At 39.1% G+C, this 26,136-nt stretch carries 21 protein-coding genes; 19 read left to right on the top strand and 2 right to left on the bottom strand.

What is annotated here, in order from left to right; all coding sequences use genetic code 11:
- Positions 1-5: 5 nt before the first annotated feature.
- From D7I46_RS07550 to D7I46_RS07540, 3 genes are all read left to right on the top strand, one after another.
- Positions 6-1,109, top strand: a complete 1,104-nt coding sequence (locus D7I46_RS07550) for a DUF4097 family beta strand repeat-containing protein (RefSeq protein WP_120772343.1) — start codon at positions 6-8, stop codon at positions 1,107-1,109.
- Between the two features lie 59 nt (positions 1,110-1,168).
- Positions 1,169-1,372, top strand: coding sequence for a PspC domain-containing protein (locus D7I46_RS07545; protein WP_120772342.1), 204 nt, complete (start codon positions 1,169-1,171; stop codon positions 1,370-1,372).
- 171 nt (positions 1,373-1,543) lie between these two features.
- Positions 1,544-2,062 (top strand): PspC domain-containing protein, encoded by a 519-nt coding sequence (locus tag D7I46_RS07540; RefSeq protein ID WP_120772341.1) that lies wholly within the window; start codon positions 1,544-1,546, stop codon positions 2,060-2,062.
- A 150-nt stretch (positions 2,063-2,212) separates the two neighbouring features.
- On the opposite strand, the gene D7I46_RS07535 is transcribed toward D7I46_RS07540, so the two are convergent.
- Entirely contained in the window at positions 2,213-2,965 is a 753-nt protein-coding gene (locus D7I46_RS07535; protein WP_120772340.1) for a biotin--[acetyl-CoA-carboxylase] ligase, read from the bottom strand.
- A 579-nt stretch (positions 2,966-3,544) separates the two neighbouring features.
- On the opposite strand from D7I46_RS07535, the gene D7I46_RS07530 reads away from it, so the two are divergent.
- From D7I46_RS07530 to rpsO, 15 genes are all read left to right on the top strand, one after another.
- Complete coding sequence (locus D7I46_RS07530; protein ID WP_120772339.1) at positions 3,545-4,741, top strand: SAM-dependent methyltransferase; 1,197 nt, start codon at positions 3,545-3,547, stop codon at positions 4,739-4,741.
- A 330-nt stretch (positions 4,742-5,071) separates the two neighbouring features.
- Positions 5,072-6,271 carry a methionine adenosyltransferase gene (gene metK, locus D7I46_RS07525; protein ID WP_120772338.1) on the top strand — a complete coding sequence of 400 codons (1,200 nt, stop codon included), beginning with the start codon at positions 5,072-5,074 and terminating at the stop codon, positions 6,269-6,271.
- An 823-nt stretch (positions 6,272-7,094) separates the two neighbouring features.
- Entirely contained in the window at positions 7,095-9,548 is a 2,454-nt protein-coding gene (locus D7I46_RS07520; protein ID WP_120772337.1) for a hypothetical protein, read from the top strand.
- Between the two features lie 235 nt (positions 9,549-9,783).
- Positions 9,784-11,379 (top strand): ribonuclease Y, encoded by a 1,596-nt coding sequence (gene rny, locus D7I46_RS07515; RefSeq protein WP_120772336.1) that lies wholly within the window; start codon positions 9,784-9,786, stop codon positions 11,377-11,379.
- Positions 11,380-11,584: 205 nt separating this feature from the next.
- The gene (gene gmk / locus D7I46_RS07510) at positions 11,585-12,199 is read left to right on the top strand and encodes a guanylate kinase (protein WP_120772335.1); all 615 of its coding nucleotides are present in this window, start codon (positions 11,585-11,587) and stop codon (positions 12,197-12,199) included.
- Positions 12,200-12,342: 143 nt separating this feature from the next.
- Positions 12,343-12,696 (top strand): DNA-directed RNA polymerase subunit omega, encoded by a 354-nt coding sequence (gene rpoZ, locus D7I46_RS07505; protein ID WP_120772334.1) that lies wholly within the window; start codon positions 12,343-12,345, stop codon positions 12,694-12,696.
- Positions 12,697-12,909: 213 nt separating this feature from the next.
- Positions 12,910-15,243: a primosomal protein N' gene (locus D7I46_RS07500; protein ID WP_120772333.1), complete on the top strand. Its 2,334-nt coding sequence runs from the start codon at positions 12,910-12,912 to the stop codon at positions 15,241-15,243.
- A 9-nt stretch (positions 15,244-15,252) separates the two neighbouring features.
- Entirely contained in the window at positions 15,253-16,473 is a 1,221-nt protein-coding gene (locus D7I46_RS07495) for a DNA glycosylase AlkZ-like family protein (RefSeq protein WP_120772332.1), read from the top strand.
- Complete coding sequence (locus D7I46_RS07490; protein ID WP_120772331.1) at positions 16,460-16,840, top strand: nuclear transport factor 2 family protein; 381 nt, start codon at positions 16,460-16,462, stop codon at positions 16,838-16,840. The genes D7I46_RS07495 and D7I46_RS07490 overlap by 14 nt, the downstream gene beginning before the upstream one ends.
- 182 nt (positions 16,841-17,022) lie before the next feature.
- Entirely contained in the window at positions 17,023-17,499 is a 477-nt protein-coding gene (locus tag D7I46_RS07485) for an NUDIX hydrolase (protein ID WP_420844018.1), read from the top strand.
- Positions 17,496-18,446, top strand: coding sequence for a methionyl-tRNA formyltransferase (fmt, locus tag D7I46_RS07480; RefSeq protein ID WP_120772330.1), 951 nt, complete (start codon positions 17,496-17,498; stop codon positions 18,444-18,446). The genes D7I46_RS07485 and fmt overlap by 4 nt, the downstream gene beginning before the upstream one ends.
- Positions 18,447-18,651: 205 nt before the next feature.
- Positions 18,652-19,920, top strand: coding sequence for a 16S rRNA (cytosine(967)-C(5))-methyltransferase RsmB (gene rsmB, locus D7I46_RS07475; RefSeq protein ID WP_120772329.1), 1,269 nt, complete (start codon positions 18,652-18,654; stop codon positions 19,918-19,920).
- A gap of 51 nt (positions 19,921-19,971) precedes the next feature.
- The gene (locus tag D7I46_RS07470) at positions 19,972-20,742 is read left to right on the top strand and encodes a Stp1/IreP family PP2C-type Ser/Thr phosphatase (protein WP_120772328.1); all 771 of its coding nucleotides are present in this window, start codon (positions 19,972-19,974) and stop codon (positions 20,740-20,742) included.
- Positions 20,742-22,616 (top strand): Stk1 family PASTA domain-containing Ser/Thr kinase, encoded by a 1,875-nt coding sequence (pknB, locus tag D7I46_RS07465; protein ID WP_120772327.1) that lies wholly within the window; start codon positions 20,742-20,744, stop codon positions 22,614-22,616. The genes D7I46_RS07470 and pknB overlap by 1 nt, the downstream gene beginning before the upstream one ends.
- A 155-nt stretch (positions 22,617-22,771) precedes the next feature.
- Positions 22,772-23,041 carry a 30S ribosomal protein S15 gene (rpsO, locus tag D7I46_RS07460; protein WP_120773322.1) on the top strand — a complete coding sequence of 90 codons (270 nt, stop codon included), beginning with the start codon at positions 22,772-22,774 and terminating at the stop codon, positions 23,039-23,041.
- A gap of 418 nt (positions 23,042-23,459) precedes the next feature.
- Here rpsO and proC read toward each other — a convergent pair whose 3' ends face one another.
- Complete coding sequence (gene proC / locus D7I46_RS07455; RefSeq protein WP_120772326.1) at positions 23,460-24,251, bottom strand: pyrroline-5-carboxylate reductase; 792 nt, start codon at positions 24,249-24,251, stop codon at positions 23,460-23,462.
- Positions 24,252-24,717: 466 nt separating this feature from the next.
- Between proC and glmU the strand changes: the two genes are divergently transcribed.
- Complete coding sequence (gene glmU / locus D7I46_RS07450) at positions 24,718-26,094, top strand: bifunctional UDP-N-acetylglucosamine diphosphorylase/glucosamine-1-phosphate N-acetyltransferase GlmU (RefSeq protein ID WP_120772325.1); 1,377 nt, start codon at positions 24,718-24,720, stop codon at positions 26,092-26,094.
- The last annotated feature ends 42 nt before the right edge of the window (positions 26,095-26,136 follow it).

The following is a 26,136-nucleotide window of genomic DNA, read 5'->3' as shown; positions in this document are numbered from 1 at the left end:
AAAAAATGGCTAACAAAAAAGATAGAATTATGGATTTGATGCGTCGCGGAATTATTACGGAAGATGAAGCTTTGGAACTTCTTGAAAAAAAGGGTGGAGCTGATGAATCTGTCAATACGGATGAAGAATCCTCATCAAAATTTACATTTACTGACAAGGAAGGCTATGTAAATCATAATGTTGATTTTCCTGATGCAATGAAAAATGTTGCAGAAAGTATCTTTGCAAAAGGTAAAGAACTTTTTCAAGGTGTTTCAAAAGCAGTAGATGACAATATTGATTTTTCAAATGGTTTTCCGAAAGTAAAATCAACGTCTTATCCAGTAGAAAACGATGTTGAGGGAGATTTTGACAAAGTCAACATTGACATTAAGGGCGGAAAAGTAACGGTTCTACCTGGAGATAATGCCCATGTGAAAGCTGAATATAAAGTTTACGGAGCAGTTGACGAGGGAAATATTGAAGCGTATGTTACTGAAAAAACTAAAATTGAAGTTGTTGATGACACGCTTGAAATTGTAGTCAATGGACGCATTGCTGCTGACCTTACATTGTATTTACCAGCAAAGAATTATGACAACATTGAATTGAGTACGGTTCATGCAGAGGTAAAAGTTGAAAAGATCGAAGCAAATGCTTTAAATATCAATCAGGTCAATGGTACTGCTGAAGTCAATGAAGTGACAAGTCGTGCAGTTGAAGTCAGCAATAAAAATGGAGAAATCAAGTTACTTGATGGTACCGTTGATGAAATTAAGTTAAATGGTGTCAATGGTAATATTCGTATTACAGCTGCTTTTGAATCTGCTGATGTGACATTGGTCAATGGTAATATCCTTGTGACTGAAACGATTGGCAAAGCTCGCAAATTAAATGTGAAAAATGTGAATGGTGACATTAAAGTTGCTGTGCCAGAAACACTCGGTCTTGTCGGTCATGTGCGTACGATTTTTGGTGGATATAAGACACGTTTGAACCTTGATACACCATTTGAAGCTGGAAGAAATGGTGCTGCGATTGTTCGTCAAGGAGAAGATACTTTGACTTTTGAATTTGAAACAAAATCAGGAACAATTTGGTTAAAAGACGCTGACAAAGAAGAAAACTAAAGCAGAAAGTTGCTGACAAAATTTTTGTCAGTATACTGACGGAACGAAAAGGATGATAAATGTCTAAGAGAAAACTTACAAGGTCAAGTGATAATAGAGTCATAGCAGGAACCATCGGGGGACTTGGGGAATACTTTGGCTTGAATCGAACGTTAATCAATATTATTCGTATTGTGGTTGTCCTTGGTGCTTTTGGAAGTTGGGGGATATTATTCATTATCTATCTTATCGCTAGTTTGTTAATGACACAGGCAAAGAGTTGAATCAGATGAAACGGAGTTGCTTCCTGATAGCCAATGTTGCTTTAGTAAGTTCAGTATCGGAAGAATAGTGTGTGAGGAGCGCATACTATGAGCTATAAAATATAGTGCACTTGTTTTGAATCGAATCTTCAAAATAAGTGCCTGCGCTCCAAACCTAGAAAGGAAAAAATAATGTCTCAAAGACAATTAACAAAATCTACTAATAATCGTATGATTAGCGGAGTTATCGCTGGGATTTGTGAATATTTTGGTTGGGGTCGTGATGTTGTGACGATTTTACGTATCCTATTTGTAGTATTAGCTTTTGGAAGTTGGGGAGGCTTGATTTTCCTTTATTTCGTGGCAAGTTGGATTATGCCAAGTGGCTATAGCAATCGTGGGAATTACTACAATGAGCGTAATCGGGACAATGAGCGCTATCAAGATAAGTGGGATCGTAAGGCTCAAAAATGGGAAGAAAAAGCAGATAAATGGTCTCGTAAAATGGACGAAAAGTCAGAAAGATGGGCAAATCGTTTTGATGATAAAGCGCGCCGTTATGACGATCGTTTTACCCAAGACTCTTGGAATTCGACAAAATCAAATAATTGGGGCAATCCTTGGGAAGAACAACCTAAAAATCAAAATCACAAGATGAAGGATGCCGAACCAATTTCAGATGAAAAAGAAGATGACTGGTCAGATTTTTAACCAAGATTCTTGAAATTCTGATAGAGTGTGACATCAAAGTTCCAAACATAAGTCATCCAGAGATAAATCAAATAAAAAAACCGGTCCGCCATGACCTAAAACTGGACCTCCTATAATAATATAATAATAATTACGAAAAAATGGACTTAATTAAGTCCATTTTTTTAATGAAATTTCGCCACTAGATAGCACTTTTTGTTGACCGTTAAACAAATCGACAATTAATTCCCCAGCTGCCGTCAAATCTGTCGCGATGCCAATGTAATCCTTACCCGATTGAGTAAATTCAACTTGTTTCCCTAAAATGAAAGAGTGAGCTTTATAAATATCAAAAAAATTTCCATCACTCAAACGATGAAACTCTGACCAAATTTCTGCAACTAACTCAGAACGTGTGACAGTAGGCTGTTCATTAGCAAAAAGTGAAGTTGCTTTTTCAGACAATTCTTCTGGAAAATCGTGAATTGAAAAATTAATTCCAACACCAATAATAATCTGAGGAATCTTGTCAGCATTGACAGAAGCCTCTGCGAGAATACCGACAAATTTTTTTTGTCCCAAATAAATGTCATTGACCCATTTGATTTGAGGTTTTTTATCCGTCAATTTTTCAATCGCACTGACCACAGCAGCGCCAGTCAAAAGCGTATAATTAGGCAATCTGTCAGTGCTGACAGAAGGATGAAGCATTAAACTCATATAAATTCCGCCATCTTCAGCAGCGAAATATTGGCGACCAAAACGCCCATAAGTCGCCAGTTGGCGCTCAGTCATATAAAGACAATTTTCCTGATTATCAAGTTTTGCATCCTTTTGTGTTGACTCAGATTCGGCAAAGATTTTAACATCAGATAGCCAAGGATTTTTTAGTAAAATACTATTTTTTTCTAATTCGTCACTCATATGACTATTATATCAAGATGTGAGCAACACCGTCAAGAAACATAGAGAAATGCCATTTAGCTCTTTGCGCAAAAGAAGCATAAGCAAACGGACAGCGTAGTGCTGGAGGTACAGAGATAGAAAATCTCAAAAAGCAGCGGAATTTTTCAAAGTGATTTATCCTTTTTCATTCATTTCTAATCTAACTTGATTATAAGAGTATTTATTAGATTATTTTAAAGGAGCACAGTCGATATTTCTTCCCAAAAATCGTATGTAATCCTTATATTAATGGGTCTATACATTGTTTCATAAAAAGAAGACTAAACTTTCAGAAAATCTAACGATAGCAACTATTTGACATTCCTTAACCTACAGAGTATAGTTTTTATTAGAATGATGTTAGGAACGAGTTCACTCTCTTATCTTTGAGATTTCTCTATTTTTTGAGTAAATTTTTACAAAAACAGAGATAAACCCCAGAGATGAGCCAACCCGATAGCAAGACCCTAAAAGCTCTACACTTTGTAGTGTAAAACAGACTGGTTTTATAATTCAGAACGAGCGCCCTGCATCTTATTTTGAAAGGAAAAGAACAATTTGGTATTCGAAAAAACAGTATTAAACAAAGCGCTCTCGTCAGCTTTTGACATTCCCATTGAAGTGACTTATTGGAATGGCAAAACAGAAAAATACGGCGATGGTACGACCCAAGCACACATCACATTTAATAAGAAATTTTCATTTAGTGACCTCTCAGCGACACCAACCTTAGTGTTAGCTGAAGCATACATGAATGAAGAAATTGAGATTGACGGAAGTATCCAAGAACTTATCGCGTCAGCCTATCGTAAATCGGGTAGTTTTTTAACAGACCAATCAGGATTTAGCAAGGCAATCATGAAACGACTTCTTGGCAATCATGACCAAAAAGAAAGTCGAGAAGATATTCATAGCCATTATGACATTGGAAATGACTTTTACAAGAAATGGCTCGACCCAACGATGACTTACTCTTGCGCTTACTTTGAACACGAAGAAATGCCTTTAGAGGATGCACAAATTGCTAAAGTACATCATATTCTGGACAAACTCAATAGCAAACCAGGTGGAAGATTACTTGATATTGGTTGTGGTTGGGGAACGCTCATCTTTAAAGCAGCTCAAGAATATGGTCTGGAATGTGTGGGAGTAACACTGTCTGATGAGCAATATTATTATGTTCGCAAAAAAGCCGAAGATTTAGGATTACAAGACAAAGTAAAAGTTTTCCTCATAGACTATCGTGACCTTAAAGAAGGAGAATTTGACTACATCACATCTGTAGGAATGTTTGAACACGTCGGCAAAGAAAATCTTGAAATGTACTTCCAAAAAGTATATGACTATCTGAAACCAAATGGCCGCGCATTGATTCACGGAATCACTGGACAACATCGCGGAGCAGGAGTCGACCCATTCATCGAAAAGTATATTTTCCCTGGCGGTTACATCCCAAATGTTGCAGAAAATATTGACCATATCATGACTGCAAAACTGCAACTTGATGATTTAGAACCTCTTCGTCGTCATTACCAAAAAACACTAGAAATCTGGAATGAAAATTACATAAAGGTTTTTGATGAAGTTGAAACTGAAATGGGTCGCCCATTTGCCAGAATGTGGACTTTATATTTACAAGCTTGTGCGGCAAGCTTTGAGGCGGGGAATATTGACGTTATCCAATATCTTGTGACAAAAGGTTCATCAGGCCAAAGCTTGCCATTGTCAAGAGAATATATGTTTAAAAAGCATTAATCAAACGTTCAGCCAGCTTGTCTGAAAATAGATTTTGTATCGTCTTGCGATGATTGGGAAAACTATCATCAAACGCAAACTTTAATGCTTAATTTCCAAACGGAATTTGTAGAAATTAAACAATATCAGAAACGATAAATCATCATGATAGTGCAATTTTCATGAAAAAAGAGTAGAATAAAAGAGTTACAAGTCCCGAAAGGCTGATTTTTATCAATCAGGTGGTTCTATATCAGTGAAGCGTGGGAGTTTTCAAGATAGCTTCCCTAGTTGAACGATTTAGACCGACAAATCCTTGTAACCGAATCAAAAAAGTAGGGGGACATCAAAATGTCAGAAAAACGTTTATTTACGTCAGAATCAGTATCAGAAGGCCATCCAGATAAGGTCGCAGACCAAATCTCAGATGCTATCTTAGATGCCATCGTTGCACAAGACCCAGACGCCCATGTCGCTTGTGAAACAGTGGTTTATACAGGTACAGTCAATGTCTTTGGTGAAATATCAACATCAGCCTATGTTGATATCGCAGGTGTTGTACGTGATACCATCAAAAAAATCGGGTATACAGATAGTGAAAACGGCTTTGATTACAAATCAGTCGGAGTTCACGTATCGCTCGTAGAACAATCATCAGATATTGCACAAGGTGTCAATGAAGCCGAAGAAGTGCGTGGAAAAGATGGGAAAGTGATTGATCCGCTTGACCTTATTGGTGCAGGTGACCAAGGGATGATGTTTGGCTTTGCAACCAATGAAACAGCAGAGTATATGCCACTCGCTATCTCACTTTCACACAAACTTGTGAAAAAGTTGGCGGATCTTCGCAAATCTGGAGAAATTTCATACCTTCGTCCAGATGCAAAATCACAAGTAACCGTTGAATACGATGACAACGGCAAAGCAAAACGTGTTGATACTGTTGTTATCTCAACACAACACGCAGCAGATGTGACGCTTGAGAAAATCACAGCAGATGTGAAAGAAAAAGTCATCAAAGCAGTTATTCCAGCAGAACTTCTGGATGATGAAACAAAATATTTCATCAATCCTACAGGACGCTTTGTTATTGGAGGCCCTCAGGGTGACTCTGGATTGACTGGGCGCAAAATCATTGTTGATACCTATGGTGGTTATGCGCCTCATGGTGGAGGAGCTTTCTCTGGTAAAGACGCAACAAAAGTTGACCGTTCGGCTTCATACGCTGCGCGCTATGTCGCAAAAAATATCGTCGCAGCAGGACTTGCAGACAAAGCTCAAATCCAGCTATCTTATGCGATTGGTGTAGCCACACCAACATCAATCAATGTTGAAACATTTGGTACAGGAAAAGTTTCTGATGATGAACTTCTTGCTGCTATCCGTAAAGTCTTTGACCTTCGTCCAGCCGGAATCATCAAAATGCTTGACCTTCTCCGTCCAATCTATGCTCAAACAGCGGCTTATGGACACTTTGGTCGTACAGATATTGATCTCCCATGGGAGAGGACAGACAAAGTCGCAGCACTTAAAGCAGCGCTCTCAGATTAAGTTGAAAAACTCAACTGCAAGTGTTATAATAACGCTAACAAAGAAAAAGGTACACAAAAAACCGTGTGCTGCTAACACATGGTGTACTCTGGATTCTTGGTTACGGTTGGCTAGTCGTTATTTACGGCTAGCTTTTTGATTTCGATGATGAGCTTGATAATTTCAAGAATGATCTTAAAAGCGCCCAGTATTGCACCCAAACTAAAGCTCACGAGTACAACAACCATTGAAAAACTTTCCCATAACCAAGAGGTGGCAAATAACCATAGCCTCTACACCTCCTCAGTAAGATTATCTAGAATTGACAGGGAGTGTGTCACCAAGTTATTCAAAGTACGGAGAGAATCTCCACTTATCTATACGTAAAGTGGGTAAAAAAGTAACCAAATGTTTTAACTTAGCAAGTGCGTGCTAATTCCCCCACCAATAAAGTAATCACTTCAAGAGAAGATTGAATGAAAATAATAGGACTAGCCGTAAATCACGGCTAGTTTTTTTCATTTTATGACTTCTCTGAACAAGAGTTTATAAACGTTATTTATATTAATGAGAATAAAATTAGAGAAAGGGAAACTATCAGAAATATTATATTTTCAGTGCTTTACAGGATATTATTTCTTAGTTTTGAAATGATGTGTTAGGATAGTATTATAAAATAATGAGAAAGGAGAAATATGATAAATTATCATATTAGGTGTGAATACTTTCCCTAAAGTCCTTATAAGATACAAAAAACTGAAAATGAAAAGGGGTACCCCTTTTCTCTTGTACTTGTACAAGAGAAACTACTCTAAGAAAAAAATAATAAATAGTGAGGTAATCTATGTCAAATAAGAAACGCAGAAACAACAAAGCGGTCTTCCGCAAATTTGCCAGCACAGCAGCTCTAGGAACGATGCTCATCTCACCAATGGCACCAGCTATGAATGTAGTGGCTGAGGGATTGGAAGGAGAACCGAAGCACTCTCTTGTGCAACCACGTGATGTAAGCCCTACAGCAGAAAGATACTTTGGAGATGAAAGCAATTTAGTTATTTCTGATATTGAGGGCTTGACGGACTTTGTGGTTGAGTCCATTATTAGTGTAGTAAAAGATGAAGAAACGCTTGATAATCATGGACTTGTAGTCGGAGACGGCGGCACTGAGTTGGAATTCACAGATAACCTTGATGTGGGAGTATATATAATTACTTTAGAGGATGATGAAGGGTTTACAAAGGTCATTGAGCTCACAATCACCCCGTTTGTACTATCAGCAGGTGATATTGATGTTATCAGTCAACCAGCAGAAATCTCCCGTGAATTTAATGATGATATCACAATCACTGCGGCTGATATTAATTCTCCAAAAGCAACAATAAATTTGAAGAGTGATGCCCCATTGGACGAGGTAGAACTTGATTTGACGCCGTTAGTAGAAGCAGAACTTGTCTCATTTGCAGATAAGGCTATAGGAGTGGGTAAAGTTGTACAGGTAGATTTCGGAGCAATCACAGAGGACGCTGAGATTGAAGATCTTGTTAACAAAATGTTTGATGGAACAAACTTCACATTGAATAAAGCGGAACTTGGAGCAGATGGTACGGGAAATCCTAAGGCGCTTGCAAGTTGGTTGAATACTAATAGTGGAAACTTCTTCACCGGTGAAATTCTACCAGCTACTCTCTCTGAAGAGACCTTGAATAGAGCGTTCAATGCAGGAGAAATCACTCGTACGATTGTGAATGACGCCGAAAGTGGGTTTACTATTGATACGAAACCAATGCTTGACTTTACGAAAACTGCATTCGCATCTCTTGGTGAGGTTGAACTTAACTTTGAAGTATTAAACGACTACAAAGATGCCTTTACCTTTGAACACAATAATCCTGGTGACGTAGGAGTAGCCTTTGACGTTACTGGCTTTATGAATACTGCATCTCTTGAAGCATTGTTAGGAGAAAAGGCTAATGATGTGATAGATATGTTTAACGCTGAAGGCTCTGTAAATACGTTGCAGAACTGGATTGAAAAAATGGCTGGCAACGTAGAAGATGGAGTGGTTACTCCAGGTCAATTCTTTACAGCGACTAACCAAGTGGACGTTGAATTTAACGATCAAATGCGGATACGTGCTCATGCTACGGGAGAATTTGGTAGTCAAAACAATGTCACTACAGATGAAAACGGAGTACTCCAAGTAGGTACTGTCGGTCAAGCACAGGCGCTTCATACTTTCCAATTGGAATTAAAGGATGAAAATGGCAATCTTATCCCAGGAATTAAGATTGGGGGACACGTGCAAACCACTGGAGATGTAGATGTCGCTAATGGTCAACGTCTCGGTACTGCAGGTCAACGTCTCGAGGGAATCAATATCCATGTGGATGGTGATTATCAGTTGACAGGTAAGTACACTATTGAATATCGGATGCATGTCCAAGGTCAAGGTTGGTTAGACTGGGCAGATATTGAAAACCATGAATTTGCAGGAACTGAAGGATATAGTATCCGAGGAGAAGCAATCCAAGTTCGAGTAGTAGATAAAAATGCTCAAGCCGAAGCCGAATCAGATGGGGGACAGATTGATGCAGCAGGTATTGTATCGCTTGATGCCGCTGAAGGTGCTGTAGGACCTGAGACAAACAATGATTATAAGACCGTAAATGTTGAGGGAATCCATCATATTCATCCAACTGTTCAAATGGGTACGGGGCATGTCCAAGGTTTAGGAAATCTTCATGGTGATGGTGGGTCCGCATCTACGACAGGCGCAGGCATCAAAACAATCGGTACGACTGGACAGGGACGTCGTCTTGAAGAATTGACACTTGGTATTGAAAATGCTGGTCTGCATGGGACAGATGGTCTCGTTAAGGCTGAGGAACTGCAAATTGCAGCTCATTTGCAAGGCATAGGATGGACGAAGGGTGAAGTCGACGAAGATGGTACGGTAACTGTGGGAACACGGGGACAATCACGTCGTCTTGAAGCACTCGCTATTGAGTTGCCAAAAGCAATGCAACAAGTCTTCAGTATTCAATATCGAGTTCATGTCCAAGGTCAAGGTTGGCTAGCATGGACGGCTGATGGAGGACTGGCAGGTACGACAGGTCAATCTCGTCGTATTGAGGCCGTACAAGTTCGTATCGTTCCTCGAGGAGCAGGTCTAGGTCTTCCAACTGGAGGCAGCGCTAATGCTGGTGTGCTGTTCACAGGAGATTTTGCAGATTTGAATACTGTACAGGAGATTCAAAATCCTCCTGCTACTGAACCTGAAACAGAACCAGAAGAATAATCTTGAATGATTTATCTATCGCTTGATAAGATGTCAGAGTGTAAACTCTGATATCTTTTTTTTTAGCTATATCTGTCATCTTTTTAAAAAATGAAAGCGTTGTATAATCAAGAATTGAATAATAAAGCTTAAAATGGTATAATAAACAGGTATCTTGCTCTGCAAAATACTTTAAATTTATAATCAAACTGCTGGTAGTATTGAACCGCAGTATTACTGGCTTTAGAGGAGACAAATGAACATTATTTCTATCGTTCTTTTGGTCTTATTGGTTGTATTAGTTGTCGCTTTCATTTTTTACGCTCAAAATATCAAGAAAAATAAGCAAGATGCTGATTCTCTTTTTAATGAGGCGGAAAATAAAGCAAATGAGGTTATGGCGAGTGCTAAACGTGAAGCAGAACTTCTGAAAAAGGAAGCAGAGACTTTCAAAAAAGAAGCACGTTACACGCTTCGTGAAGAAGAACAAAAGCAACGTCGTGAAATCGAAGATGAATTTAAGCAAGAACGTAAGGAGTTAAAGGAGACTGAAAAACGCCTAAAACAACGTGAAGAAATCTTGGACCGCAAGGATGATACCTTGACGCAAAAAGAAAAAAACTTAGATTCTAAAGAGGAGAACCTCGTTAGAAAGACTGATACGCTCAGTAAGCGCGAAGAACAATTAACGCATATTGAAGAAAAGAAACGTCTGGAGTTGGAGCGTATCTCAAGTTTGAGCACTGATGATGCTCGTGATATTATCCTCTCTGAAACACGAGATGGTTTGACCAAAGAGATGGCACAGATTATTAAGAGTAGTGAGGAGAAAGCACACGCTGAGGCTGATAAACGTGCTAAAAATATTATCTCTCTTGCAATTCAACGTGTCTCATCGGATTCTGTGGCTGAACAAACAGTGTCAGTTGTTAATTTACCAGATGATGGGATGAAGGGACGAATTATTGGTCGTGAAGGTCGTAATATTCGTACTTTTGAAGCTCTGACTGGGATTGATGTCATCATTGATGATACACCAGAAGCAGTTGTACTTTCTGGTTTTGACCCAATTCGTCGTGAGATTGCTCGGATGACTCTTGAACAGCTCGTTCAAGATGGTCGTATCCACCCTGCTCGCATTGAGGAATTGGTAGAGAAAAATCGCAAAGCGCTAGATCATAAGATGCGTGAATATGGTGAGCAGGCAGCCTTTGAAGTTGGTGCTCACAATCTCCACCCTGATTTGATGAAGATTATGGGACGTTTACATTTCCGTACATCTTATGGGCAAAATGTGTTAGATCACTCGGTTGAGGTGGCTCATATTGCTGGTAATTTGGCTGCTGAGATGGGAGAAAATGTAGCACTCGCTAAACGGGCAGGTTTCTTACATGATATTGGTAAGGCACTTGATCATGAAGTTGAGGGAAGCCATGTTGAAATCGGAACAGAGCTTGCTCGTAAGTACAAGGAAAATCCAGTGGTCATCAATGCGATTGCAAGTCACCACGGGGATACTGACCCTATGAGTAATATTGCTGTGTTGGTCGCTGCTGCGGATGCTTTGTCTGCTGCACGCCCTGGTGCTCGTCGTGAGTCTATTGAGAACTATATCAAGCGTTTGAAAGACCTTGAAGCAATCTCAACAAGCTTTGACGGTGTTGAAACTGCCTTTGCTTTACAGGCAGGTCGTGAGATTCGTGTAATGGTTAAACCTGACAAGCTTTCAGATGATAAGATGACCGTGCTTGCGCGTGACATCAAAAATCGTATTGAAAATGAGATGGATTATCCTGGTAATATCAAAATTACTGTTATCCGTGAAACTCGTGCAGTTGACTACGCTAAATAAGAATGAAATCCAACTTTTGAGTTGGATTTTTTCTTTGGATGATATGTTTCTGAAAAAATATTTTTAATTACTTTTTTGTTACAAAAGCTGGTGCTGGTTTTATATTTTTGATAGAATAATTTGTGAACGATAATCATTGTATAGATTTTGTCTGTTATGAAAGATGAAAGAAGACATGATTTTACGAAGTATATCGGAGGATGCGATGCGAGAGCGTGGTTTATTGATTGTCTTTTCTGGACCTTCAGGGGTCGGGAAGGGAACAGTCCGTGCTAAGATTTTTGAAAACGAAAATAATTTCGAATATTCTGTGTCGATGACGACACGCAAGCAACGTCCTGGTGAGTTGGATGGAAAAGATTATTATTTCCGCACTCGTGAGGAATTTGAGGAAATGATTCGTAACGGTCAGATGTTGGAATATGCGGAATATGTCGGTAACTACTATGGCACGCCGCTGACTTATGTCAATCAGACGTTAGATGAAGGCAAAGACGTATTTCTTGAGATTGAGGTGCAAGGCGCACTGCAGGTTAAAGAAAAGGTACCAGATGGTGTTTTTGTATTCTTAACTCCACCAGATTTAGAAGAGCTACGTGGTCGTTTGGTAGGGCGCGGGACGGATTCTGCGGAAGTGATTGCAAGTCGTCTGGAAAAAGCAAAGGAAGAGATTCGTTTGATGAGCGAGTATGACTATGCGGTGGTCAATGATGAGGTGGAGCTTGCGGCTGAGCGTGTTAAGAAAATCATTGAGGCGGAGCATTATCGCGTGGATCGTGTGATTGAGCGTTATGTGCATATGATTGAGGAAGTAAAATAAGATTTTATTTATCTTTGTGCTTCTTGAAGTGATGGTCTGTGCTGTACTGGATTATGTTTGCACTTATTGAATTGGGCGGGCATGATAACGAAATACAGGGTAGCATGGATGATGAAAAAGTTTAGAAATTGAGGTAAAGTATTATGATGTTGGAACCTTCTATTGACAAGTTGTTGGATCAAGTGGATTCAAAGTATTCTTTGGTTGTTTTGGAAGCGAAACGTGCGCATGAATTGCGTGATGGCGAACGCCCAACGAAGAAGTTTAAAGCGGTAAAGCGGACTTTGCAATCATTGGAAGAAATTGCTGATGGTACGGTCAAGATTCACCCAGCACCAGAAGCAAAGCGTAAGACTTTGGTCGAAAAACGTGAGTTGGAACGTTTGCAAGCGAAGATGAAAGAGCAACTCATCAAAGAGCAAATCGCTAAAGAGGAAGCTGAAGAAGAAGCAAAACAAAAAAGTAGTCGTGCTGCGAAAGCAGCTGCGGCTGAGTAAGATGAATAAGCGCCATTGTGCGCTTTTTTTATCGAAATAAGTGCGTGCTAACTTTGAATTTTGTCCGACTAAATTCAGTGGTGAGTTGAAACTCCCACTGAATAAGTCTTGACTTCATTTGTTCGGTATGGAAAACTTCGTAAGGCGAAAAATTTCTTGATTTGATATAATAGAGAGTAATGATTACAGAATAATTGAAATATCGGAGGTCTTATGAAAATAGCTAAAATTATTGTTGATGTGCCTCTGATGCAGACAGATAAAGCTTTTTCTTATCGTGTTCCAGATGAACTTTTGGACTTTTTGATGATTGGAATGCGTGTCCATGTTCCTTTTGGTTCTGCCAATCGTTTGGTGCAAGGAATTGTTGTTGATTTTGCTGATGAAGAAATTTTTTCTGACTTGAAAGCTGTCAGTGAGGTTTTGGACCCTGAACCTGTACTGACAAAAGAGCAGTTATGGTTGGCTGATGAGATGAGACATTCTGTTTTTTCTTATAAAATTTCTTGTTTAAAAGCAATGTTGCCAAATTTACTCAACTCGAGTTATGACAAGTTGTTAGTGGCTGCTGATGGTTCTAAACTTAGATGGTCGCAACTGACAGAAGCGGACAAAGTTTTGTCAGTAAAGAAAGTTCGTTCAGCTGAATTGAGCGTGGAATATATCGCAAAATCGAAAGAAAATCGGAAAACACAAAAATTTGTTGTGGTTAATGATGTTGATAAGTTGTCAGCATTTGAGATTGAAAAACGAGCGAAGAAGCGATTAGAGATGAAATACTACTTGCTCAGACACGCTGACGAAAAGCTGTCAGTAAAAGATTTGGATTTTTCTTCTGCTATTTTAAAATTCTTTGTGGAAAACCAACTGGTTCACATTGAGGAAGTCGAGTTATCACGGACGCAAGCTACATTTGATGCTGTAAGTAGCGACAGTGCAAAAGTACTTAATGATGAACAACAGAATGCTTTTAATCATATTATTAAATCTGTGGAGAAACCATTTCTGCTGGAGGGAATTACGGGTTCTGGGAAAACAGAGGTCTATTTGCAGACGATTGCTCATTTTTTGGAATTGGGAAAGACGGCAATCATGCTAGTTCCTGAAATTTCTTTGACACCGCAGATTACGAACCGCTTTATTGCACGATTTGGTGAGAAAGTTGCCATCATGCATAGTGGTTTGTCAGATGGTGAAAAATATGATGAGTGGCGAAAAATTAAGTCTGGTGCAGCGCAAGTTGTAGTTGGCGCGCGTTCAGCGATTTTTGCACCTGTGGAAAATCTTGGTGTGATTATCATTGATGAGGAACATGAAAGTTCTTATAAACAGGATGCAAGTCCACGTTATCATGCTAGAGATATTGCGCTTTTGCGTGCGAAGTGGCATCATGCAGCATTGGTTTTGGGTTCTGCAACACCAAGCTTAGAGTCGCGTGCACGTGCTATGCGTGGTGTTTATGAGCTACTTTTGCTTACAAAGCGGGCAAATGAGTCTGCGATTTTGCCAGATGTGGAAATCGTTGATATGCGGCGTGAAATTTCAGACCAATCTTCTAATTTTTCTCATGTTTTACTCAGTAAGATAAAGGAAAAAATAGAGAAAGATGAGCAGGTAATTCTCATGCTCAATCGGCGTGGTTATTCTTCATTTGTCATGTGTCGTGAATGTGGATTTGTTGTGGATTGTCCAAATTGTGATATTTCATTGACTTTGCACATGGACACAAGAACACTTAATTGCCACTATTGTGGGCATGTTCAAGGCATTCCGCAGACTTGTCCCAACTGCCAATCGCGCAAAATCAGATACTATGGCTCTGGGACGCAAAAGGTTGAAGAGGAGTTGCATGAAATCCTGCCAGAAGCACGTGTATTACGTATGGATGTAGATACCACACGAACAAAAAATGCGCATGAGAAAATCTTGGAGAAATTTGGACATCATGAAGCAGATATTTTGCTTGGGACTCAGATGATTGCAAAAGGATTAGATTTTCCTAATGTCACTTTGGTTGGGGTCATCAATGCAGATACGGGACTGAATTTGCCTGATTTTAGAGCGAGTGAACGGTCTTTTGAACTCTTGATGCAGGTGGCTGGACGCGCTGGACGGGCGGATAAAAAGGGAGAGGTTTTGATTCAGACTTTTAATCCCAAACATTATGCGATTGAGCTGACAAAATCACAAGATTATGAGAAGTTCTATGAGATGGAAATGAGATTTCGTCGTGAATTATCATATCCACCTTATTATTTTACGGTGCAAGTGTTGGTTTCTCATAAAGATGAGGAAGTTGCCGTCCAAAAATCTTATGAAATTGCTCAGTTGCTCAGGCAAAATTTGACAGAAAAAGCAAAGATTCTAGGACCAACGCCAAGACCCATTGCACGGACACATAATCTCTATCATTACCAGATTTTGGTAAAATACCGCTTCGAGGAATCGCTTGAGCGAGCATTGAATCAAGTCTTGGAGCTGACTCAGTTGCGTGAAAATAAAGAGCTACGGGTTTTGATTGATAGCGAGCCACAAAATTTTGTATGAGGAGAATAGGTGATAAAGATAACAAAAGAGGAGGCACAAGCCTTTCTTCTCTATCGACAAGGTTTGCTTGGAGATAAAATTTTTTCAGGCAAGACGGGTATTTTGGACTATATCAAGCGAGTTGGCTCGATTCAGTTTGATCCTGTGGATGTTTGTGGGATTAGTCCTGAGATTGCTCTACAGGCGCGTGTTGCGAATTTTGATAAGCAGTTATTAGCTGCTCTTCTTTATAAAGAACGGAAACTGATTGATTTTTTTGATAAAAATCTTTGTATTTTTCCTGTGGAAGATCTGCCCATGTTCGTCCAAAAATACGCAGGTATCAGTTATGCAGAATCAATGGCGCGTCAATCCAATGAGCAAGTTTTGCAAATGATACCAAAAATTCGAGAGATACTTGTAAAGGAAAATTTTGTATTTGCGAAAGATTTAAGACATTTAGAAGTTGAAAATATTGTCTGGGATTGGGGAGCCAGCTCATCTGTGGCACGTGCGGCGCTTGAAACGATGTATTTTCATGGTGAGTTAATCATTCATCATAAAACTGGACGTCAAAAAGCTTATGGTTTAGCAGAGAAATTTTTATCATCGCAACTGATAATGCCTCAGCAGATTTTTGAGAACGAGGCGGATTACTATCAACAACTTGTCTTACGGCGAATTGGTGCTGTTGGTTTGCTGTGGAATAAACGGAGTGATGCTTGGCTAGGAATTGAAAACTTCAAAGCTCAGGCCAGAAATCAGGCTTTTCAAGAACTTTTATCATCTGGGGCTATTTTAGAAGTGGCTGTCAGCGGAATGACAGAAAGCCTCTATATGAAAAGTACTGACAAAGCTTTATTGGCGAAGCTGTCAGCACTGACAGAAAGAGTGGCGAGGGTTGAATTTTTGGCACCGCTAGATAGTTTGCTCTGGGATAGAAATTTGATTAAAGAAATCTTTGATTTTGATTATAAATGGGAGATTTATACTCCAAAAGAAAAGCGAAAATATGGGGCTTATGTTTTACCTGTCATTTACGGTCAAAATTTTATTGGTCGGGTTGAGATTGAACGGCGAACAAAGGAGAGTGTTTTGGCTGTGAAAAACCTTTGGTTAGAAGAAAATGAAAAGTTTACTCCGGAATTAGAGCAAGCATTTTCCACCTGTGTAGAACGTTTTAAATTGTTTAATGATTGTGAAAAAATTGAATATGTGAAAGGGTGGCGAGTCATAAATGGGGAAAAGTGAGATTTTTCAGAAAATGATTAACGCTTGGTTGACCAAAGATGCCGATGAATTTCTGTCAGTGCTGACAGAGGATATTTTATACACAGAGTGTTATGGCCCGCAGTACAGTGGAAAGGATGAGTGTGAAAAATGGTTTATCCACTGGAATAAACCTGCGTGCAATCAAGTGAAGTCTTGGCCTGTGGAAAATTATTATTGTGATGGTACGGTTGGTTTTTTCACATGGACATTTACTTGTGTCTATCAAGATAAGGAGAGTGTTTTCGATGGTTGCTCGCTTGTGAAATTTCGAGATGATTTGATTTGTGAAATTCAAGAATTTGAGCAAAAACATGAAAAGTTTCGACCATACAAGAGGAGAAAATGACAGAAATATTGAAGAAATTACTTCATCAGTCGAAAAAGTCCGCCGATGTTAAAGGACAACCTCACATCAAAGAGATGAGATCGTCCTATCCAAGAAGTCTAAGTATGCCCTTGGACAGTGCAACGAAAGCAGAGCTTAGTGATGTTTATTGCGAGGTGGCAGCACTAGCAGGACTTGCTCAGTTGAAACACTTTGGTGTTTATGGGGTTGCTATTAAAAATCAACAACTACTTGTTATCAAGAAAAATCAAGGACCTTATAAAAATCGCTACGATTTGCCTGGTGGCTCGCAAGAAATGGGCGAGTCCATGCAAGAAACGTTAGTCCGTGAACTTCTTGAAGAAACTGGACTGAAAGTGCTTTCGACTAAAAATTCTCGGGTTTATTCTGCATGGGTTCATGAGCAAGAGCGGCAAGTCGTTACGCATCATATTTTTAACTTATATGATGTAGAATTGGATAAGGAGGCACAAAAACTTCCAGAATTTGTTGCTGATGGAAAAAATGATTCTGATGGCATTCTGTGGAAATCTTTGGCAGAATTATCAGAGGAAAACTCATCACCGTTAGTTTTAAAAGTCACTGAAGAATGGGGAAATAATCCTCATGTGGAAAAATCAAAAATTTATAAAAATTGGAAAGTGATTAAAAATAAATGACAAAAACAAAAATTATCTTCATGGGTACACCGCCTTTTGCCGCAACCGTGTTACAAGGATTGATTGATTCAAATCAATATGAGATTTTGGCGGTTGTAACGCAGCCTGACCGCAAAGTAGGACGTAAGCAAGAACTTCGGATGACTCCAGTAAAAGAACTTGCATTGACTGTAAATTTACCTGTGCTCCAACCTGAAAAGCTCTCAGGCTCGTTAGAGCTGACTCAGCTTATTGCGTTACAAGCAGACGGCATTATCACAGCAGCTTTTGGGCAATTTTTACCTGGAAAACTTCTTGATAGTGTGAAATTCGCGGTCAATACGCACGCTTCATTATTGCCAAAATACCGTGGTGGCGCGCCGATTCACTATGCAGTGATGAATGGGGATGCTGAGGCGGGGGTAACTATCATGGAAATGGTCCGCAAAATGGATGCGGGTGATATGATTGCTCAAAGTGCGATTCCAATCACGGATGAAGACAATGTAGGTACTATGTTTGAAAAGTTAGCCATCGTTGGACGTGATTTATTGCTTGAAACTTTGCCGAAATATCTGTCTGGTGAATTAAAACCTATCCCACAAAATGAAGATGAAGTCACTTTTTCACCAAATATTTCTGCAGAAGAAGAAAAGATTGACTGGACACGCACGAGTCGTGAGATTTTTAATCAAATCCGTGGCATGAATCCTTTTCCAGTGGCCCATACTCTATGGAATGGCGAACGTTTCAAGATTTACGAAGCGAAAGTTGCTGACGAAAATTCTGTCAGCGTACTGACAGGAAAAATTGTGGAAAAAACGAAAAAATCATTAAAAATTGCTTGTGGAAAAGGGACTTTAGAACTCAAAATCGTCCAACCCGCAGGTAAACCGAAAATGGACATCGCAAGTTTCCTCAATGGACTAGGACAAAAAATTCAAGTTGGGGATAAATTTGGCGAATAAATCCAACTTGGCTTATACTAGTTTACCTTTAATTTTACGTAGTAAAATTATTAGATGAACCGCAGATATATTGCCTTGCGTGAAACGCAAACTTTGATTTTTAAGCCGTAGGTTTAAAAGTTAAACAGTATTAAAAACCCAACTTTTCCTCAGTTTTATTTGCATTGCTCATCGTCAGGATGGGCTTTTATGTTACAATAGGGCTATGAAAAAAAACGCAAGACAAATTGCACTTGATGTGCTCAATGATATTTTTGGAAATGACGCTTATGCCAACATCTCGCTAGACCGAAATCTGCGCGATTCAGAGCTGTCTCCTGTGGATAAAAATTTTGTGACGGCACTAGTTTATGGTGTGGTTTCAAAAAAAGCTTTACTTGAGTGGCACATTGCACCTTTTCTGAAGAAACAGCCCAAACCCTGGGCAAAAATGCTCTTGCTTTTGACTGTCGATCAAATTCTCTTTATGGATAAAGTTCCTACCTCAGCTGCTGTTGATGAAGCAGTCAAGATTGCAAAACGTCATGATGGACAAGCAACAGCGAATTTTATCAATGCCGTGTTGCGGAATTTTATGCGTTCAGACCATCGCAATGAAGAACCAAAAGATTGGGAAACCAAGTATTCCATGCCAAAACTATTGTTAGACAAGATGGTCAGACAATTTGGCGGAAAGCGCACAGGTGAAATCTTAGAAAGTTTAGAAGTTCCAAGTCATGTCAGCTTACGAAAAGTTGACCCCAATGTAATCGTTGCTGACAGTCGTCCGTCAGTGCTGACAGAAAGTGCTTTGATTGCTGACAGCGGCAATTTTGCGGCAACAGCAGCTTTTAAAGCTGGTCAAATCACGATTCAAGACGAAAGTAGCCAATTGGTTGCACCGCTACTTGAAATTGCAGGTGGAGAAAATATTCTTGATGCTTGTGCAGCACCAGGTGGTAAAACCACACACATGGCACAATATTTAACAACAGGTCATATCACAGCATTGGACTTGTATGATCATAAGTTGGAGCTGATTAGACAAAATGCAGAACGCCTTCATGTTGCGGATAAGATTACAACTCAGAATGCTGATGCAACACAAATCTTTGAAACTTTTGGCGAGGAAAAATTTGATCGTATTTTGGTTGATGCACCATGCTCAGGTATTGGACTCATTCGTCGTAAGCCAGATATCCGCTATCGTAAAGAAAGTTCGGATTTCCTGAATTTACAAGAAATTCAGCTGGAAATTTTAGCGAGCGCCTCGAAAAGCTTGAAAAAAAGTGGTATAATGGTATACAGTACCTGTACTATCTTTGATGAGGAGAACTTTGATGTTGTTCATAAGTTTCTTGAAACCCATCCAGATTTTGAACAGGTTGAGATTTCACATGAAAAATCTAATCTTATTAAAGAAGGGTGTATTTTTATTACACCAGAACTCTATCATACAGACGGATTTTTTGTCGCGAAATTTAAGAAAAACTGATTTTCATTAGAAATTGGTTTAACAAAACTTTGTTCTTTCTAAGGAGAAAAAGTGGAATACAGTATTTTATCAGACATTGGTTCAAAGCGTGGAACTAATCAGGACTATGCCGATAGTTACGTTAATCGAGCAGGGTATCGTCTATTTCTTTTGGCAGACGGCATGGGTGGTCACAAAGCGGGAAATGTTGCGAGTAAACTTACCGTAGAAGATCTCGGCAAACTCTGGTCAGAGACGTTTTTTGATGCAGGAACACCGGAAGCAACCCTTGAGTTATGGCTGCGTAATCAAATTCGTAATGAAAATGAGAATATTGCTAGTCTCGGCAAACTTGATGAATATCAAGGGATGGGAACAACGCTTGAAGCGGTAGTCATCAAAGAAAATGTGGCAATCTCAGCTCACGTTGGTGATAGTCGAACTTATTTAATCCGAGATGGCGCACTCAGTAAAGTAACGACAGATCACTCTTTGGTTCAAGAACTTGTTGATGCAGGGCAAATTACTGAAGAAGAAGCTGAAGTTCATCCAAACAAAAATATTATTACACGTTCTTTAGGTCAAACAACAGAAGTGCAAGCAGATATTCAATCTTTTGAACTTCAAGAAGGTGATGTTCTGTTGATGAACTCTGATGGTCTTACTAACATGGTTTCAGCTGGAGAAATCCTAGAAATCTTTGCTAGAGAAGACTTGACTTTGGATAACAAATCAGAAGCATTGATTCGCCTTGCGAACGAGCATGGTGGTTTTGACAACATTACAGTAATTTTGATTAAATTTGATGGACAATCTGAAACGGAAGTACAGGAGGTTAACTGATGATTCAAATCGGCAAAATCTTTGCGGACCGTTATCGGATTATCAAAGAAATCGGTCGTGGTGGTATGGCCAACGTGTATCAAGGAGAGGATACTTTTCTTGATAACCGTAAGGTAGCCATAAAAGTTTTACGTTCCAATTTTGAAAATGACGATATTGCTATTGCTCGATTTCAACGTGAAGCCTTTGCGATGGCTGAACTTTCTCACCCTAATATTGTCGGAATTTCTGATGTCGGTGAATTTGAAAATCAACAATATATCGTTATGGAATTTGTTGATGGTCTGACACTTAAACAATATATCAATGAACACGCACCATTATCAAACGAAGAAGCGATTGAAATCACTACAGAAATTTTGTCAGCGATGGAAATGGCACACTCACATGGTATTATCCATCGTGACTTGAAACCTCAAAATGTATTGGTTTCACACAATGGGACAGTCAAAGTCACAGACTTTGGGATTGCCAAAGCTTTATCAGAAACATCATTGACACAGACCAATACCATGTTTGGTTCGGTTCATTATTTATCACCAGAGCAGGCGCGTGGTTCAAATGCAACGGTTCAATCAGATATTTATGCGATTGGGATTATCTTATTTGAGCTGTTGACAGGGCAAATTCCATTTGATGGAGACTCTGCTGTTGCTATTGCGCTGAAACATTTCCAAGAGAATATTCCAAGCATCATTAATCTCAATCAAAATGTTCCTCAAGCTCTTGAAAATGTTGTTATTCGTGCGACTGCAAAGGACATTTCTGACCGATATGCGAATGTTGAGGAAATGATGAATGACTTGGCTACGTCTACAAGTTTAGACCGACGTGGGGAGCCAAAACTTGTCTTTAGTAAAGACAAAGATGCAACGAAGATTATGCCAGCAAACTTGATAAATCCTTATGACACAAAGCCTTTAATTGACAAAAAAGAGGGTGAAGATTCTGAGAAAAATATCGAGGAAGCGGCGGCTGCAAAGAAAAAGAAATCTAAAAAAGGAATCATTGCAACGATTATCATTTTATTGTTGGTCATTGGTGGTTCCGCTGCTGCGTGGGTTGCTTTGACTCCTGAGAATGTGAGAGTACCTGATGTAAAAAATATGACCTTAAAAGAGGCAGAAGCAAAAATAAAGAGTGCTAAACTTAAAGTTGGAACAGTTCGACATGAGTCCAGCTCTTCCATTGCTCAAGATAAAGTTACTCGGACAGACCCTATGGCAAAAACGTTAGTACGAACAAATAGTAAAATTAATATCTATGTTTCAGAAGGCGGAAATTCCTTCAAGATGAAGAATTATGTTGGGAAACAATATCAAGATGCTTTAGATGATTTGATGATTAATTATAATGTGTCAGAGAGTCAAGTGGTTTCTAAGAATGTTCAGAGTTCTCAACCAGCAGGAACAATTTTGAAACAAACGCCTGCAAAAGGGGATTATTTCAATCTCGATGGTAATAAGCAGATTGAGTTTGAAGTTTCAGAAGGTGAGCAAGGAACAATGCCTGAGTTTAAAAACAGGACTTGGAAACAAGTGAAGGCAGATTTGATTTCGATGGGTGTACCAGAAGGAAACATTATTTTGGATCAACAGCCAAACACGGATTATGCTAATGGTGAGAACTACGTTTATGCTTCAAATCTTGACGCAGGTGAGTCTTTCAATATTGCAACACAACAAATTACGCTAACTTATTTAGGCCCTTATCAACCGGCTTCAAGCGTATCAACAACAAGTGAAAGTTCATCTAGTACATCGGAATCGGCAAAAGATTCAAGTTCGTCTTCAGCCGATGGGAATGATTCATCAAATGGTAATCAGCAAGAAGCTCCAAAAAATTCTACTACGGAGTCCTCATCCAGTAATTAAAAACCTGTCAACTGACAGGTTTTTTTTGTAGTCTCACTTGTAAAAAAAGTTGAAAAAGTGTATGATAGGAGAGTAGTTTTTTACAACCCGCTCTTGGTTTCATGCTTGCCAAGCTGTCACTCGGATTGGGCAATAAATTTAAAGGAGAAAAACTCATGGCAATTTCAAAAGAAAAAAAACAAGAAATCATCACTCAATACGCTCGTAAAGAAGGCGATACTGGTTCACCAGAAGTACAAATCGCTGTATTGACTTGGGAAATCAACCACCTTAACGACCACATCAAAACTCATAAAAAAGACCACGCAACTTATCGTGGTTTGATGAAAAAAATTGGTCATCGTCGTAATCTTCTTGGTTACCTTCGTGAAAAAGATGTTCAACGTTACCGTGAACTTATCGCTTCATTGGGACTTCGTCGTTAAAAAGAATTTTTGTTACTGTTTTGCAGTACGAAAAATTTTCTTTGTATAGGGCTTCTTGCGCAGCAGGAAGTCCTTTTTCTGTTTCTGGAAAATCTTGTGGATAATTTGCCATAAAAGTAATAATGAGTTGAGGTTGAGGCCTAATATTATTTGATTTTTAAATGCTCTGTTTAAAAGTTAAAGTGCGTATCTTGCGCTTGATACAGAACATCAAGGTTGTGAATGAGAAACGTAGGGCTTTTTTAATCGTTGTGAGATAGTTTTTTGCAATCTTTTTTTCACAACTTAAAGAGGGGTAACATCTAACAGAGTTAAAGTACTACTAGTATAGTAACTGTCATGACTTTAGCCGCTTGTAGATAGAATTTACAAATGAATCAAAAAAGTTACTGACAACTTTCTGTCAGTAACTTTTAGTTTAGTTTAATTGTTTTTCGCGCTCAATGGTTGCGGTAATTGCATCGATGACATTCCCAACAAAACGATTTTGCTCAAGACTGACAACGCCAGCTACAGTTGTACCTGCTGGACTTGAAACTTTATCAACAAGACTCCAAGGATTTTCACCACTTTGTAAAATCATTTCAGCGGAGGCTTGGACAGTTTCTGCAACGATTTTTGTGGCGGTTTCTTTAGGAATACCATGTAAGACACCTGCTCGACTCAAAGCATCAATGAACATATAAATATAAGCTGGACTTGACCCTGCTAGTGCAGTGAAAGTCGAAAAGTCTTTCTCTGCGACTTCGTGAACGGTACCAACAGATTCAAAAATTGACCGAGCTACAGCATAGTCCTCATCATTTACGAATTCATTTTTAACAATGGCGGAGGTTGACTTTCCAATTTGAGCGTTAATGTTTGGCATAATACGGATAATCGGCTGATTTTCAGATTGAGAGAGGTGTTTTAAATCAGCTAAAGTCAAACCAGCTGCAATAGAGATTAGAGTTTTATCTCTTGTCAGCGTACTGACAAGTCCTGTCATTACTGACGGAAGGACCTGAGGTTTGACGGAAAGAATGACAAGGTCTGAATTTTTGACAAGTTCAGTGTGGCTTGCGGCAGAACTAACTTTTAGACTGCGCGCTTGTTCTTCTGTTTTTGTCAAATCACGTCCTGAGATGAGAATGTTAAATTTTGTTTTGTCAATGCCAGAAATGATAGCAGTTGCCATTTTACCAACGCCGATAAATCCGATAGTTTTCATAAAAAATCCTTTCAAGAAAATGAAATGAACCCAAACGTTTTGGAGGGTTTACTAAATGAATAAGAAATGAGAGTGAAATCAAGACTTACTCAGTGGGAGCTTGCAATTTACCACTGAGTTTAGTCAGACAAAATTCAGAGCTTAGTGCTGCTAAAATCCTTAGCATTTTGGTGAGGGTTCTAGTAGGCACTTACTTTGATAAACTCAATTCCAACTGAATACATTTTATCATAATGAAAAGAGAGATTACAAAAAAAGCTCTCTAATATGGTATAATTGGGTTAACATTTTTAAAGTGAGTTTCCTTTTAACTTAGTAATAAACTCACATCTTATCATTGAGCTTAGAGGTTAGAAGCTTAGACAAGGGAATAAAAAGAAACTTGCTTCATGAGGTGCGGGATTACATTTTTCTATCTTGTTTGGCTTCTGAATAAATGCGCTCTCATCTTAAAGGAGAAGTTTTTATGAATAAATTTGCAATTGTCTTAGCAGCAGGTAAAGGGACACGCATGAAGTCTGCTCTTCCTAAAGTACTGCACAAAGTTGCAGGAAAGACTATGCTTGGCCATGTTCTACAAAATGTTTCAGAAATAGAAACTGCAAAACGAGTGGTTATCGTGGGACATGAAGCTGACAAAGTGATTGCAACTCTTCCTAAAGGAACACAATTTGTAAAGCAAGCAGAACAACTTGGGACAGGTCATGCCGTTCGTATTGCAGCAGATTTACTTGCAAATGAAGATGGAGCGACTCTTGTTATTGCTGGAGATACCCCACTTATTACGGGTGAAACGTTACAAGCATTGTTTGACTATCATTTTGAACAAAAGGCAACAGCGACTATTCTTACAGCAATCGCACCAAATCCAACTGGCTATGGACGAATTGTTCGTGGCTCGGATCAGTCTGTTGAAAAGATTGTTGAGCAAAAAGATGCCAATGATTTTGAAAAGAATATTACAGAAATTAATACGGGCACTTACGTCTTTGATAATAAAGCTCTTTTTAAAGCGCTCGGTGAAATCACAACAGACAATGCTCAAGGCGAATATTATTTGACAGATGTCATCGAAATTTTCAAGAAAAATAATCAGACCGTAGCAGCTCATATTCTTGGAAACTTTGAAGAAAGTTTGGGTGTCAATGATCGGGTTGCACTTTCTCAAGCCGAAGCTACAATGCGTACTCGTATTAATCGCACTCATATGGTCAATGGTGTAACGCTTATTGACCCAGCGACAACATATATTGAAGCAGATGTTATCATTGAGCCTGAAACAATTATTGAAGGAAATGTTACGATAAAAGGTCGTACATTTATTGGCAAAAATGTGCTGATTACTAATGGAAGTCGCATTGAAAATTCAGAAATTCATTCAGATTGTGAAGTACGTAATTCTACAATTGAAGGAAGTAGAATGAGTGTTGGAAGCAATGCAGGACCTTATGCTCACCTGCGCACAGGAACAGTGTTGAGTGAAGAGGTTCATGTAGGAAACTTTGTTGAAGTTAAAGGCTCGACTCTTGGAAAAGGAACAAAAGCAGGACATCTCACTTACATAGGAAATGCCACGGTGGGTGAAAAAGTTAATTTTGGTGCAGGTACAATCACAGCTAATTTTGACGGCAAAAATAAATTTAATACAGAAATTGACGATTTTGCATTCATTGGTTCAAATTCAACGATTATTGCTCCGCTTCATATCGGTAAAAATGCACTGACAGCAGCAGGGTCAGTTGTGACTGAAGATGTTCCAGATGAAGCAGTTGAAATTGGACGTGGTAAGCAAGTGAACAAACTTGGACGGGCAAAAAAGATGCCTCATTATCGAGGACAATAATGTATCAGTACTGACAGGATTTCTGTCAGTAAAATCTTGTGC

The sequence above is a fragment of the Lactococcus allomyrinae genome (assembly GCF_003627095.1).
In the GTDB taxonomy this organism is placed as follows: domain Bacteria; phylum Bacillota; class Bacilli; order Lactobacillales; family Streptococcaceae; genus Lactococcus; species Lactococcus allomyrinae.
This window is presented reverse-complemented; position numbering and strand designations above follow the sequence as displayed.